Raw genomic sequence first — 13,020 nt, 5'->3', positions numbered from 1 at the left:
CGCACAGCGGTAGGCAAGGGGGCCAGCATGCGGGAGCCGGTGGAGCTGAGGCGGAAGCGCATCCTCGCGGTGGTGCACGCGCGCGGAGCCGTCAAGGTGAGCTCGCTCGCCGACGAGCTGGACGTCTCGGCGGTCACGCTCCGGCGTGACGTGGAGGAGCTGGCCAGGTCGGGGATGCTGCGGCGGGGGCACGGGGTGGTCGGGCCGGTGGGCGACGCGGGGCGGACGGCGGCCGTGCCGGCCGCCCGGACCGGCGAGCAGGCCGGGCGGGAGGCCGCGGTCGCCCTGGTCGTCCCCGAGCGGCATTCCTACCTCTACGAGACCCTGCACGGCGCGCGGACCGCGCTGGAGGAGGCCGGGGCGCGGATCGCCCTGCACATCGCCCCGCAGGCGGCGGGGGCCGAACGGCCCCAGGTGGAGAGGGCCCTGGCGGCCGGGGTGCGCGGTCTGCTGATCGCTCCGCGGTGGCGCAGCGCGGCCGGTGAGGAGGCGGACTACGGCTGGCTCGCCGAGGTGGGGGTGCCGACGGTCCTGATGGAGCGGCGGCCCCGGCCGGGCAGCGCGCTGCACGCCCTGGACTCCGTCTGCTCCGACCACTGGTACGGGATCCACCTGGCCGTGGACCACCTGATCTCGCTCGGCCACCGGCGGCTCGTACTGGCCGCCAGGAACGACAGCCCGACGGCGCGTTCGCTGCGGGCCGCGTTCGCCGACATCGCGGCCGCCCGGCCCGAGGTGGAGGACTGGTCGGTGGTGCTCAGTTCGCCGAACGCGGGTCCCGGGGAGCCCGGCACGCGCGAGGAGGTCCCCGACCTCACGGCGCTGGTGCGGGAGCGGGGCGTGACCGGCGCCGTCCTGCACGGTGACGAGGACGCCCTGATGCTCGTCCAGCGGCTGGCGGAGAGCGGGATCCGGGTGCCGCGGGACTGCTCCGTGGTGGCGTACGACGACGTCGTCGCGGCCCTGGGCAGCACGGCGCTGACCGCGGTGGCCCCGCCGAGGGCCGAGATCGGGCGGGCAGCGGCCGAACTGCTGCTGCACCGGCTGGCCGGCACCACCGGCCCCGTACGCCGGACGGAGCTGCTCCCCCGGCTCGAAGTGCGCGGCTCGACGCAGGAGTTGCACCAGCCGACAATCTGATCGTTTGAACACTTCAAGCTTCTTTTGATCGATCTATTGACCACTATCGATCAGCCGATCAGTATTCCCCGTGTCTCGAATCAGGAGCCGCGGGAGGCGCACATGCCTGGTCGACAGAGCCGTCGATCCGTGCTCGCCACGATCGCCGCACTGCCTGTGACAGGCGCGCTCAGCGCCTGCACAGGTGGGGGCGGAGACACACGATCGGGCGGTACGAGCAGTACCGGCAGGACCGCAGGAAGCGGGAAGACCCGCATCACCTTCTGGTCGGCCCTGCGGGGCAGCCAGGAGGTCGTGGACGCGTTCAACCGCGGACACCGCACCATCCAGGTCGACTTCCAGCAGGTCCCCTCGGGGGCCCAGGGCGGGTACGCGAAGCTCAGCAACGCGGCGCGGGCCGGCAACGCCCCGGACATCGCCACCCTCGAGTACCCGCAGGTCCCGGGGTTCGCGATCGACGGTGTCTGCCGCGACGTCACGGACCTGGTCGGCGAGGGGCTGCGCGCGAAGCTGATGCCGCAGGCCCTGGGGCTGACCACGTTCGAGAAACGGGTGTTCAGCGTCCCGCTCGACATAGAGCCGATGGTGCTGCACTACCGCACGGACCTCTTCGAGCGCCACGGGCTGACGCCCCCGCGTACCTGGGAGGACTTCGAGGACGCGGCCAGGACGGTGCGCGGCAGGGGCGGGGACAGCCGGATGGCCCTCTTCCCGACGGACGGTGACACCCATCTCGCGGCGTTCGCCTGGCAGGCCGGGGCCCGGTGGTTCGACACGTCGGGCGGCGCGTGGAACGTCTCGCTCGCCGACGCCCCCACCCGTCGTGTGTCCGCCTTCTGGCAGCGGCTGACCGACCAGGGCCTGGTGTTCATGAACGCGGTCGAGAGCCGGCAGAGCGATGTCCAGATCGGCAACGGCCTGGTGCTCAGCCGGCTCAGCGGGGCCTGGGACGCCGGTGCCCAGATGAAGGCGCGTCCGGGCCAGAAGGGCCGGTGGGCGCTCGCGCCGCTCCCCCAGTGGGATCCGGCCGACCCCGGCGTGGGCACCCACGGCGGATCGACGTTCGCCGTCACCAAGGACAGTGCGCACCCGGAGGCCGCGATGGAGTTCATCGAGTGGCAGGTCTCGCATCCGGACGCGCTGCGCGCCCGGCTCTCCAGCGGCGCGAGCAGCCAGTACCCCGCCGCGCCGGGACTCGTCGACGTGGGCCGGGAGGCCTTCGACCGGTCCTACTACGGCGGCCAGGACATCTACACCCTCTTCGAGCAGGAGGCGGAGAAGATCCGCCCGGGCTGGACCTGGGGCCCCCGGATGACGGCCACCGGCAAGATCATGAAGGACGGGCTGGCACGGGCCAGCGGAGGCCAGGGCTCCATCCTCGGGGCGGTCCGCGCGGCGCAGGACGGCACCATGCCGGACCTCAGGGCGCTCGGCCTCGCCACCACGCAGCGCTCCACCTGACCGGCGTTCCGCATCCCGTTCCCAGCAGCAGAGAGGCAGGTGACACCCATGACCAGCACAGCCCCCGCGTCCGTACCCGCGGACGCCACCGCCCGGCCGTCACCGCAGGGTCCGGCCGCCGCCGCGTCGGCGCCGAAGGCCCGCAGGTCGGCCCGGAGGCGTGAACTCGGCGCCTGCGGCGTCCTGATGACCCCGTTCTTCGCCCTTCTGGTGACCGTCTTCCTCATCCCGGTCGCCACCGCCGTCCGTCTGAGCTTCTTCAGCGACGACCAGCCCGGACTGGGCTTCGGCCCCGAGCGGACGGTGTTCGCGGGCCTCCGCAACTACACCGCCGTACTGGCCGACCCGACCTTCCTCGGGGGCCTCGGCGTCGTCGCCCTGTACTGCCTGGTCTACATCCCGCTGATGGTCGTCGGCGCCCTCGTACTGGCGCTGCTGCTCGACTCCGGGGTGGTCCGCCTGCGGGGCACCGTCCAGCTGGCGCTGTTCCTGCCGCACGCCGTGCCGGGCATCATCGCCGCGCTGATCTGGCTGTACCTGTATACCCCCGGCATCAGCCCCGTCATCGACCTGCTCGGCCGGGCGGACATCACCGTCGACTTCCTCGGGGTGCACACGGTGCTCCCGTCCATCGTGAACATCGCGCTCTGGAGCAACCTCGGCTACAACATGGTCGTGTTCTACGCCGCCCTGCAGGCGGTCCCCCGCGAGGTGATCGAGGCCTCCGTCGTCGACGGCGCGGGCCCCGTCCGCACGGCCCTCCAGGTCAAGACCCCGCTGGTGCGCTCCTCGATCGTGATGGTCGCGATGTTCACCCTCATCTTCGCGCTCCAGCTCTTCACCGAACCGATGCTGCTGAGCCAGTCCACCCCGATGATCAACTCGCGCTTCTCGCCCAGCATGTACGTCTACGACGCCGCGTTCACCCGGAACAACTACGGTCTCGCGGCAGCCGCCTCGGTCATCCTGCTCCTGTGCACGATCGCCCTCTCCTACGGCGTCACCCGCTGGACCAACCGCGCCGACGCCGCAGAGGAGGCCGCCCGATGAGCGCGTCGACCGTGTCCCGCACCGCCTCGCCCCTGCGGCCCCGGCTCCTCGGGCGCTCCGTGGTCAACCTCGTGGTCCTCGTGTCCGTGCTGTACACCCTGCTGCCGGTGCTGTGGCTGGTGCTCGCCTCCGCCAAGGACAGGGACGCCCTGTTCAGCAGCGACATCCTGTCGCTGACGGACTTCTCCCTCGTGCGGAACATGAAGGACCTGTTCGCCATGGACGGCGGACTCTACGGGCGCTGGTACGGCAACAGCCTGCTGTACGCGGTGCTCGGCGCGGCCCTCGGGGCGCTGATCAGCATCGCCTGCGGCTACGCCTTCGACAAGTACCGCTTCGCCCACAAGGAGAAGCTGTTCGGCCTGGTGCTGGCCGCCGTCATGGTGCCGCAGACCGTGCTCGCCCTGCCGCTCTACCTGATGGCGTCCGGCGCCGGTCTGGTGAACACCTTCTGGGCGGTCTTCATCCCCGTCCTGTTCAACCCCTTCGGGGTCTACCTCGGCCGGATCTTCAGCCAGGGGTACGTTCCCGACGAGGTGCTCGAGGCCGCGCGGATGGACGGGGCGGGCGAACTGGCCGCCTACTTCCGGGTGGCGCTCCGCATGCTGGGGCCGGGGCTGGTGACCGTCTTCCTCTTCCAGCTCACCGCCATCTGGAACAACTTCTTCCTGCCCATGGTGATGCTCTCCGACCAGGACCTGTATCCGGTCAGCCTCGGGCTGTACTCCTGGAACAGCGCCGCGTCCGTGTCACCGGAGTACTACCCCGTCGTCATCATGGGCTCGCTGCTCGCGGTGCTGCCCCTGATCCTCGCCTTCGCCCTGCTCCAGCGTTTCTGGCGGTCCGGACTCACGGCGGGCTCCGTCAAGTAGCCGCACCGCCCCCGCCCGGACGACCGCTCAGGAGAACCATGCCCAGCACTCCCCCCGCCCGCCGACGGCCGCGCGCCGCACTCGCCATGGGAGCGGACGCCGCAGCCGCGGTGCTCCCCCCACCGTCCCTGGCAGCCCTGGCCGAGGTGTGCGCGCTCGCACCCCTGCCGGCGATCGACGACTTCACCACTCCGGAGGCCCGCGCCGTGCTCGCGGACACGGAGGTGCTGGTCACCGGCTGGGGCTGTCCGCCGGTGCACGCGGGGGTGCTGGACTCCGCGCCCGCGCTGCGGGCCGTCGTGCACACGGCGGGCTCGGTACGCGGCCATGTCACCGACGCCTGCTGGGACAGGGGCATCGAGGTGTCGTCGGCCGCGGCGGCCAACGCGCTGCCGGTCGCGGAGTACACCCTCGCGATGATCCTGCTCTCCGGCAAACGGGTCCTGGAGCGGGCCCGGGACTTCCGGGCCACCCGGCTCCGCGACGCCTGGCTCGCCACCCCGCAGGACGTGGGCAACTACCGGCGTACGGTGGGCATCCTGTCCGCCTCGCTGATCGGGCGGCGGGTGATCGACCTGCTGCGCCCGTACGACCTGCGGGTGCTGCTCCACGACCCGTACGTCACCGACGGCGAGGCCGCCGAGCTGGGTGTCCGCCCGGTCACCCTGGACGAGCTCTTCGCGCGGAGCGACGTGGTCAGTGTCCACACACCGCTGCTGCCCGCGACCACCGGTCTGGTCAGCCGCGGACTGCTCACCTCGATGAGGCCCGGCACCGTCCTCGTCAACACCTCACGGGGCGCGGTCGTCGACCAGGACGCCCTCACCGACGTCCTGCGCGCGGACCGGATCCGGGCGGTGATCGACGTCACCGACCCCGACCCGCTGCCCGCGGACCATCCGCTGTGGGACTGCGACAACGCGCTGATCACCCCTCATCTGGCGGGATCCCAGGGCAACGAGCTGCGCCGGCTGGCCGATCTGGCGGTCGACGAGGTCGCCCGATGGGCCGCGGGCGACGGCTTCGCCCATCCCGTACGACGCGAAAGGCTGGCATTCCTCGCATGACCTCCCTCCCCTTTCAGCTCCCCCGCGAAGACCGTGCGACGAGCCCGTACACCGGCTACACCCGGGCCCACTGGGAAGCCGCGGCGGACGGGCTGCTGGACGCCGCCTGGAAGTGGGCGACCCCCGGCCGGGCCCTCCTCGACCTGCCGGGCCGCCCCTCGGGCTCCGGGGTCAGGTCCGACGGCCTGGAGGGCTACGCCCGTACGTTCCTCACCGCCGCCTTCCGCGTCGCCGGCGCGCGGGGCGAGGACCCGCACAACTGGCTGGAGCGGTACGCCGACGGGCTCACCTCCGGGACCCGCACGGCCGGGCGGGACGACGCCGAGTCCTGGCCGCTGATCCAGGACCACACCGTGTTCGGCCAGCCCATGGTGGAGTCGGCGTCGGTGGCGATCGGGCTGCGGCTGACCCGGCCCTGGCTGTGGGACCGGCTCGACCCCGGGACGCGGGACCGGGCCGAGGAATGGCTGCGCGGCGCCCTGCGGCACACGCCCGCACCGAACAACTGGTACCTCTTCCCTTTCTCCGTGGCCGGGTTCCTGGAGTCGGTCGGCCGGGGCGACGCGGAGACGGCCCGGGCCCGGCAGCGGGCACTGGACCTGCTGGAGGTCTGGTACCGCGGCGAGGGCTGGTACGCCGACGGGGACGGCCGCGCCTTCGACCACTACAACGGCTGGGCGCTGCACCTGTATCCGGTGCTGGACGCCTACCTGTCGGGCGACGCGGAGCTGTCCGCGCATCACGGCGCGCGGCTGAGGGAACACCTGGAGAGCTTCTCGCTGATGTTCGGCGCGGACGGCGCTCCGCTGCACTTCGGGCGCTCCCTCACCTACCGTTTCGCGGCGGGGGCGGCCGTCGGGATGGGCGCGGTGTCCGGGCACACCCCGCTCGCCCCCGGTGTCTCGCGGCGCCTGGTCAGCGGGGCGCTCCGGTACTTCCTGGAGCGCGGTTCGGCCGGGGAGGACGGTCTGCTGAGCCTGGGCTGGCACGGTCCGCACGACGCGACGCTCCAGACGTACTCGGGCCCGGCGTCGCCCTACTGGGCGTCGAAGGCGTTCGTCGCCCTGCTCGCACCGGCGGAGCACCCGCTGTGGACGGCGGACGAGGAGCCCGCCCCGAGCGAGGGTCCGGACCGGGTGCTGTCGCTGCCGTCGCCGGGGCTGCTGGTGCAGTCGACCCGGGCGGACGGCATCGTACGGCTGCACAACCACGGCAGCAACCATGTCCGGCCGCACGAGGGCGAGTCGGCCGGTCTGTCGGACCCGCTCTACGCGCGGCTGGCGTACTCGACGGCCACCGGCCCCACCGCGCCGGCGAACACCGCGGACAACCATCTGTCGGTCCGGGTGGGGGGCTTCCGCAGCAGCCGGGTACGCATCCGCCCGCTGGGCGCGGGCCACGGTGACGGCTGGGGCTGGGCGGCGTCCTGGCACACCCCGGTCTTCGCGGGCGGCCCGCCGACGGTCCCGGGCCTGCGGGTCGAGAGCGTGACCGTCGTCCGGGGCCGGTACGAACTGCGGGTGCACCGGGTCCTGGGCGCGCCCGCGGGAGCGCGCGCCGAGGAGACCGGCTGGGCGACGGGCGCGCCGGACCGGGTCTGCTCCGCTCTGCTCGGGCTGCACGGCTGGGCGGAGCGGGAGGAGGTACGGGCGCCCCAGGGCACGGCGTTCGCCCGGTGGGCGGCCCTCCCCCGGCTCGGCGCCGACGTGGAGGGGACCGGGATCTTCGCGGCACTGGCCACGCTCACCGCCGAGCCGGACGCCGCTCCGCTCGCCTCCGCGGTGAGCGGGGTGGACGTGGACGGGGAGACGGTCGTGGTGCGCTGGGCGGGGGACGGTACGACGACACGTGTCGCTTTCGCGCCGCTGGAGGTCACCCACGGGCTCGGATGACCTGAGCGGGACCGGAGAGCGGCGAACGGCCGGCGGCATCCCTTCGGGGCCGCCGGCCGTTCGTCGTTCCCGCGGAGGAGGACCGGGCGCCCGGACGGGAATCCGCCCGCCGGCCCGATGAGCGGCCCCCGTGGAAACGGAAGACGTCGGCCGGGTAAACGGAGAACTGCGGAATCCGGAATGCAGCGGGAAAGTCCGCCCGCCCCGTCGCGACAGTCCCAATTCATTTCCGAACCTCATGTCGCACGGTTACGCTGAGGCCGCTTCGCCGATCGGGGAAGTGGCTGCCCAAGCGCCCTGGGGAGGGGTGTGGACGGCGGCCTCGGGGGGTGTGGGACGACTTGGGGGCGGAATTCGCCGGGCGCGCGGAAATGACGGTCCTGGCCGATCGGGGCCTTTCATCCGTCCTGTGCATGCGCGCCGAGGCGGACCGTATATCCGTTCGCGACCCGCTTTCCACGGGCCCCCGGAATTCTTTTGACGACAAGTGAGGAATACGTCGTGCGACGCATCGTGTCCGTCTTTCTTTCGCTGAGCGCCGTTCTCGCCGCCTCCGTGCTGACGTCACCCGCGGCCGGAGCCGCGCCCCGGACCGGGGGGCCGGGCGCCGTGCCGGGCGGGTGGACGGCGGTGGACGGCCCCGGGCTCGCCCGCCTCACCGAGGGGGCCGGCGCCCGGCGTGCCCCGTCGGCCGCCGGTGACGGCGTCTCCGCCGCCGCGGTCACCACCGAGCTCCTGGCCGTGCAGTCGGCCCGCAACGCGCGGTTCGTGGCCACCGAGGTGAACTACGCGGCCCCTAACACCGGTGCGCTGCGGGCCCGTTCCCTGGAGGTCGGCGGCGCGTGGGAGGGCTTCGCCTTCGAGTTCGACGACGCCTCCGGGACGTTCGCCATGAAGTCCCTGGCGAACAACCGGTACGTGGCCGTCGAGAAGAACTACACCGGCACGGCGCAGAACGTGCTGCGCGCCCGCTCCACGAGCGTGGGCGGCTGGGAGCGGTTCGTCCTGTACTACAACGAGTCCCTGGACCGCTGGGCCCTCCAGTCCACGCTGAACGGGCTGTTCGTCGCCATGGAGAACGGCTACACCGGTTCCCTCCAGTACGCCCTGCGCGCCCGTTCCGCCGAGATCACCGGTTCCTGGGAGGAGTTCGCGCTCTACGACCTCGGCGCCTGACGCCGGGAGGGTTGCCGGTGCCCCGCGCGCGGGGCACCGGGGACCGTCCCTCAGGTGTCGGTGCGGATGACCACGGCGAGGGTGCGGGGGCCGTGCACTCCCTCCACCCGTTCCAGTTCGATGTCGGACGTGGCCGACGGGCCGCTGATCAGCGTCGTCGGCCGCTCCGGTACCAGGCGGGCCACCGCCTCCGGCACACCGGCCACGACCGAGGACAGGTCGACGACGCACACGTGGAGGTCGGGGACGAGGGACAGGGCGCGCCGTCCCTGGTCGGGCGAGCCGTCCAGGAAGATCGTGCCGGTCTCGGCGCAGGTGACGGTGGAGGAGGTCACCACGCCGTCCAGGGCGTCGAGGCTCGGCGCCGGGATGTCCGAGGAGTCCCGCTGGACCTCGCCGTCGTAGGCGCCGAGCCACCGCTCGTCCAGCCCGTCCGGGACGCCGATCCGCCGGGCGCCCCGCTCGTGCAGGACGCCGGCGATCACGTCGGCCGTCCGGTCGGCCGTACAGGGGTGGACCGTCGCCTTGTAGTCGACGAGCCGGTCCGTCAGGAGCGCGAGGCGTTCGCCGTCCGGGAGGGTGCGGGCGGTGCGGTAGGAGCGCGGGACCGTGACGTCGGGAGCGGGTGCGAGGGCCAGGGCGTCCCTGATCCGGCCGAGCACCGTGTCGCGTGCGGTGGGGGTGGTCACTGGTCCTCCTCGGTCTTCCCGGCGGCGCGTGCGGCGCCCTCCTCGGCTGCGGCCCGCATCGTCGCCGCGCCCTCGGCCGACGCCAGCCAGGAGCGGAAGGACTGCCTGGGCGGGACGGCGGTGTCACGGCTGTCGCTCCAGCCGCTGAGCGGGGCGGGCAGGCGGGAGATCGTGCCGTCCCGGCCGCCGGCGACCCTGCCGAGGGAGGCCGCCTTCTGCGCGGCGGTGTAGAGCTTCGGCTTCCGCATCACCCCGGCCGCCGCCTTCATGGCGAGCTTCTCGGCCGTCGTTCCGGACTCCTCGGTGTGCTGGTGGCGCAGTTCGACGAGCATCGAGGGGATGTCGATCTTCACGGGGCAGGCGTCGAAGCAGGCGCCGCAGAGGCTGGAGGCGTACGGCAGCGAGCTGTTGGGGTCGTCCTTCGCGGCGTGCATCCCGGCGAGCTGCGGAGTGAGGACCGCGCCGATCGGGCCCGGGTACGTCGATCCGTAGGCGTGGCCGCCGGCCCGTTCGTAGACGGGGCAGACGTTGAGACAGGCCGAGCAGCGGATGCAGTTGAGCGCCTCGCGGCCGATCGTGTCGGCGAGCGCGGCGGTGCGGCCGTTGTCGAGGAGGACCAGGTGGAAGTCCTGCGGCCCGTCCCCCTGGGTGACGCCCGTCCACATCGAGGTGTAGGGGTTCATCCGCTCGCCGGTCGAGGAGCGCGGCAGCAGCTGGAGGAAGACCTCCAGGTCCTCGTAGCGGGGCAGGACCTTCTCGATGCCCATCACGGTGATGAGGGTGTCGGGCAGGGTCAGGCACATCCTGCCGTTGCCCTCCGACTCGACCACGGCGAGGGTCCCGGTCCCGGCGATGCCGAAGTTGGCACCGGAGACGGCCACCCTGGTCGTCATGAACTTCTCGCGCAGATAGGCGCGGGCGGCGGCGGCGAGGTGGGCGGGCACGTTGTCGAGGTCCGGGTCGACCCCGGGGATCTCGTCGAGGAAGATCTGCCGGATCTCGTCGCGGTTGCGGTGGATCGCGGGCACCAGGATGTGCGAGGGCCTGTCGTCGGCGAGCTGCACGATGAGCTCGGCCAGGTCGGTCTCGTACGGGGTGATGCCGGCCGCTTCGAGGTGTTCGTTGAGGCCGATCTCCTGGGTGGCCATCGACTTGACCTTGATGACGTCGCTGCTGCCGGTCGCCCTGACCAGCCGGGTGACGATCTCGTTGGCCTCGACGCCGTCGCGCGCCCAGTGCACCGTTCCGCCGCGCTCGGTGACCTTGCGCTCCAGCTGTTCCAGGAGTTCGGGAAGCCGGTTCATGGTGTCGGTCTTGATGGCCGCCCCGGCGTCACGCAGCCGCTCCCAGTCGGGGAGTTCACCGGTGACGTCGAGCCGCTTGGCGCGGATGGTGCGCGTGGCCCTGCCGAGGTTGCGGCGCAGCTGCTCGTTGCGGAGTTCGTCGTGGGCCGCCTCGGGGAAGGTGCGGTCGCCGCGCAGGTTTCCCGTTCCGTACGGGGAGCGCGGCGGGGCGGCGGGCATGCCGAGGAACGTGCTCATCGGGCGGCCTCCGTCAGGGCGTACGGCGCGGTGCGGGTGGACCCCAGGATCTGGGCGAGGTGCAGGGTGCGCGTACCGGACCTGATCCGGGAGAGCCCGCCGCCGATGTGCATCAGGCAGGAGGAGTCCCCGGCGGAGCAGACATCGGCCTTCGTCGAGGCGATGTTGCGCATCTTGTCCTGGAGCATCGCGGTGGAGGTCTCGGAGTTCTTGACCGCGAAGGTGCCGCCGAAGCCGCAGCAGGAGTCGGCCTCGGGGAGCTCGACCAGGTCGATCTCCTCGACGGCCCGCAGGAGCTTCAGGGGTTTGTCGCCGACCCGGAGCATGCGCAGGGAGTGGCAGGTGGGGTGGTAGGTGACGCGGTGCGGGAAGTACGCGCCGACGCGGGTGACGCCGAGGACGTCGACCAGCAGCTCGGAGAGCTCGTACGTCTTGGCCTTGACGGTGGCGACCCCGGCGCGCAGTGCGGCGTCCCCGTAGCGGCGGGCGACGATCTCGTGCTGGTGGCGGACGGAGCCGGCGCACGATCCGGAGGGCATGACGACCGCGTCGATCGAGGGGTCCCCGAACTGCTCGGCGAAGTTGCGCACCAGCGGGACGGGTTCGCGCTGGTAGCCGGTGTTGACGTGCATCTGGCCGCAGCAGGTCTGGCCCGGCGGGAAGACCACCTCGTGGCCCAGGCGGGCGAGCAGCACCGCGGTGGATCTCACCGCCTCCGGGAAGAGCGTGTCTCCCAGGCAGGTGGCGAAGAGTCCGATACGCATGGGACCTCCCCGGTCGCTTATGGTCCGACCATACTAGCCTCGGTCCGAATGGGGAAGCGTGCGGACGCGCCCGGCGGGGGCACGCGGAAACGGGAGCGGGGAGGGTGCGTGCGCACCCTCCCCGCTCCCGTCCTGTGGCGGACTCCGCCCTAAGCGGCGCCGTTCTCGTCGACCAGGGTCCCGTGCAGCCCCCTGATGTGCTCCTCGACCAGGTCCGCCGCCTCGCCGCCCCGCCCCTCCCGGACGAGCCGCAGCAGCCGCTCGTGCTGGGCGTTGAGCGCGCCCGCCGTCGCCGGCCAGTCGTCGGTCCGCTCCAGGGCGCGCAGGATGAGCGGGCGCACGGATTCGCGGACCGCCGAGGTGAGCGTGGAGGTGAGCGCGTTGCCGGAGCTCGCGGCGATCAGGACGTGGAAGCGGGTGTCGAGGTCGTTGAACTCGGCCACGCCCACCTCGGGCTCGCCCATGCGCCGGACGAGGTCCGCCGCCGCGTCGAGGTCCTCGGCACGGGCGTGCCGGGCGGCCGCCTCCCAGCTGGACCGCTCCAGGACGACACGCGCCTCCAGCACGTCGTGCAGTCCGTAACTGCCGAGCGCGAAGTGCAGGCGGAGGAGCCGGCCGAGGGCGTCGTCCGGGTTGCGCACGATGCGCGCCCCGGAGTCCGGGCCCCGGCCGGGCTGGGCGACCAGGACGCCGATGGTCTCCAGCACCCGGAGCGCCTCGCGCAGCGCCGAGCGGCTGACACCGAGCACCGGTGCCAGCTCACGCTCGGGCGGCAGGCGGTCCCCCGCCTTGAGCTCCCCCGCGAAGACCCGTTCCTCGATGCTCTGGAGCACGAGCTCGTGGGTGCGGGACTGCCGTACGGGCTGCCACTCGACGGACATCCGCTACTCCCTGTTCCGGGCGATACGCATGCTCCGACTATGTCACACAGCGCGTGTGGTCGGACCAAAGCCCGGAGGGGATTCAGTGAGGTCGCGGCACTCCGCCCCGGGACCTGCTCCGCTGCGGGTCGAGGAGCTGTCCCGCCATCCCGGCCACCACCAGTCCGGCGGCGATGAGGAGGCCGTGCCCGATGAAGATCCCCGTCACCAGGCCGACGACTCCCACGGTGAGCCACAGCCAGGTCGGGCCGGGCCGGAATGCGCGCGGAGCCCTGCGCTCCGGTGCGCCGGCGCCTTCGGACCCGCCGCCGCGGAGCCGTTCCTCGAAGCCGTGCGCTCGCTCGTCGTAGTGGGACATGGTGACTCCCTCCCGGATCCGAACTCTTTGGATCCGACTCCATACTCGGTGCGGGAGGCGGCCCGGGGACATCGGGGCTGACACCCATTTCCGAGGGGGAGCGCCATGCAGACGCGACCACGGACCGGG

General features: G+C 72.5%; 12 protein-coding genes. 7 read left to right on the top strand and 5 right to left on the bottom strand.

The window, feature by feature from the left end:
* Positions 1–27: 27 nt before the first annotated feature.
* The 7 genes from ACFVS9_RS30320 to ACFVS9_RS30290 all read left to right on the top strand — a co-directional run bounded on the left by ACFVS9_RS30320 (position 28) and on the right by ACFVS9_RS30290 (position 8,658).
* Positions 28–1,140 (top strand): substrate-binding domain-containing protein, encoded by a 1,113-nt coding sequence (locus tag ACFVS9_RS30320; protein WP_389937528.1) that lies wholly within the window; start codon positions 28–30, stop codon positions 1,138–1,140.
* A gap of 102 nt (positions 1,141–1,242) precedes the next feature.
* Entirely contained in the window at positions 1,243–2,601 is a 1,359-nt protein-coding gene (locus ACFVS9_RS30315) for an ABC transporter substrate-binding protein (RefSeq protein ID WP_389937525.1), read from the top strand.
* 48 nt (positions 2,602–2,649) lie between these two features.
* A complete protein-coding gene (locus tag ACFVS9_RS30310) occupies positions 2,650–3,651 on the top strand; it encodes a carbohydrate ABC transporter permease (RefSeq protein WP_389937521.1) in 1,002 nt (333 codons plus the stop codon).
* On the top strand, positions 3,648–4,523 hold the full coding sequence (locus ACFVS9_RS30305) for a carbohydrate ABC transporter permease (RefSeq protein WP_383117441.1): 876 nt from the start codon (positions 3,648–3,650) through the stop codon (positions 4,521–4,523). The genes ACFVS9_RS30310 and ACFVS9_RS30305 overlap by 4 nt, the downstream gene beginning before the upstream one ends.
* A 38-nt stretch (positions 4,524–4,561) precedes the next feature.
* Positions 4,562–5,590, top strand: coding sequence for a hydroxyacid dehydrogenase (locus ACFVS9_RS30300; RefSeq protein WP_383117442.1), 1,029 nt, complete (start codon positions 4,562–4,564; stop codon positions 5,588–5,590).
* Positions 5,587–7,482: a DUF2264 domain-containing protein gene (locus tag ACFVS9_RS30295; protein ID WP_389937517.1), complete on the top strand. Its 1,896-nt coding sequence runs from the start codon at positions 5,587–5,589 to the stop codon at positions 7,480–7,482. The genes ACFVS9_RS30300 and ACFVS9_RS30295 overlap by 4 nt, the downstream gene beginning before the upstream one ends.
* A gap of 510 nt (positions 7,483–7,992) precedes the next feature.
* Entirely contained in the window at positions 7,993–8,658 is a 666-nt protein-coding gene (locus tag ACFVS9_RS30290) for a hypothetical protein (protein WP_389937563.1), read from the top strand.
* Positions 8,659–8,708: 50 nt separating this feature from the next.
* Here ACFVS9_RS30290 and ACFVS9_RS30285 read toward each other — a convergent pair whose 3' ends face one another.
* From ACFVS9_RS30285 to ACFVS9_RS30265, 5 genes are all read right to left on the bottom strand, one after another.
* Complete coding sequence (locus ACFVS9_RS30285; protein ID WP_389937514.1) at positions 8,709–9,347, bottom strand: lactate utilization protein C; 639 nt, start codon at positions 9,345–9,347, stop codon at positions 8,709–8,711.
* A complete protein-coding gene (locus tag ACFVS9_RS30280; RefSeq protein WP_389937511.1) occupies positions 9,344–10,888 on the bottom strand; it encodes a lactate utilization protein B in 1,545 nt (514 codons plus the stop codon). Before ACFVS9_RS30280 ends, ACFVS9_RS30285 begins: the two co-directional genes overlap by 4 nt.
* A complete protein-coding gene (locus tag ACFVS9_RS30275; protein ID WP_389937508.1) occupies positions 10,885–11,652 on the bottom strand; it encodes a (Fe-S)-binding protein in 768 nt (255 codons plus the stop codon). The genes ACFVS9_RS30280 and ACFVS9_RS30275 overlap by 4 nt, the downstream gene beginning before the upstream one ends.
* A 149-nt stretch (positions 11,653–11,801) precedes the next feature.
* Positions 11,802–12,533 carry a FadR/GntR family transcriptional regulator gene (locus ACFVS9_RS30270; protein ID WP_383116463.1) on the bottom strand — a complete coding sequence of 244 codons (732 nt, stop codon included), beginning with the start codon at positions 12,531–12,533 and terminating at the stop codon, positions 11,802–11,804.
* Positions 12,534–12,615: 82 nt separating this feature from the next.
* The gene (locus ACFVS9_RS30265) at positions 12,616–12,891 is read right to left on the bottom strand and encodes a hypothetical protein (RefSeq protein ID WP_383116464.1); all 276 of its coding nucleotides are present in this window, start codon (positions 12,889–12,891) and stop codon (positions 12,616–12,618) included.
* Between the last annotated feature and the right edge of the window lie 129 nt (positions 12,892–13,020).

It is taken from the genome of Streptomyces sp. NPDC058008 (assembly GCF_042886395.1).
In the GTDB taxonomy this organism is placed as follows: domain Bacteria; phylum Actinomycetota; class Actinomycetes; order Streptomycetales; family Streptomycetaceae; genus Streptomyces.
Note: the sequence above shows the minus strand (reverse complement) of the source record. Positions and strands in the feature narration are given on the sequence as shown.

What these genes read in the sequence shown, in the direction of transcription:
- ACFVS9_RS30310 (WP_389937521.1), top strand. Translation starts at nt 2,650, where the DNA reads ATGACCAGCACAGCCCCCGCGTCCGTACCCGCGGACGCCACCGCCCGG.
- ACFVS9_RS30265 (WP_383116464.1), bottom strand. Translation starts at nt 12,891, where the DNA reads ATGTCCCACTACGACGAGCGAGCGCACGGCTTCGAGGAACGGCTCCGC.
- ACFVS9_RS30280 (WP_389937511.1), bottom strand. Translation starts at nt 10,888, where the DNA reads ATGAGCACGTTCCTCGGCATGCCCGCCGCCCCGCCGCGCTCCCCGTAC.
- ACFVS9_RS30305 (WP_383117441.1), top strand. Translation starts at nt 3,648, where the DNA reads ATGAGCGCGTCGACCGTGTCCCGCACCGCCTCGCCCCTGCGGCCCCGG.
- ACFVS9_RS30270 (WP_383116463.1), bottom strand. Translation starts at nt 12,533, where the DNA reads ATGTCCGTCGAGTGGCAGCCCGTACGGCAGTCCCGCACCCACGAGCTC.
- ACFVS9_RS30295 (WP_389937517.1), top strand. Translation starts at nt 5,587, where the DNA reads ATGACCTCCCTCCCCTTTCAGCTCCCCCGCGAAGACCGTGCGACGAGC.
- ACFVS9_RS30315 (WP_389937525.1), top strand. Translation starts at nt 1,243, where the DNA reads ATGCCTGGTCGACAGAGCCGTCGATCCGTGCTCGCCACGATCGCCGCA.
- ACFVS9_RS30275 (WP_389937508.1), bottom strand. Translation starts at nt 11,652, where the DNA reads ATGCGTATCGGACTCTTCGCCACCTGCCTGGGAGACACGCTCTTCCCG.
- ACFVS9_RS30300 (WP_383117442.1), top strand. Translation starts at nt 4,562, where the DNA reads ATGCCCAGCACTCCCCCCGCCCGCCGACGGCCGCGCGCCGCACTCGCC.
- ACFVS9_RS30320 (WP_389937528.1), top strand. Translation starts at nt 28, where the DNA reads ATGCGGGAGCCGGTGGAGCTGAGGCGGAAGCGCATCCTCGCGGTGGTG.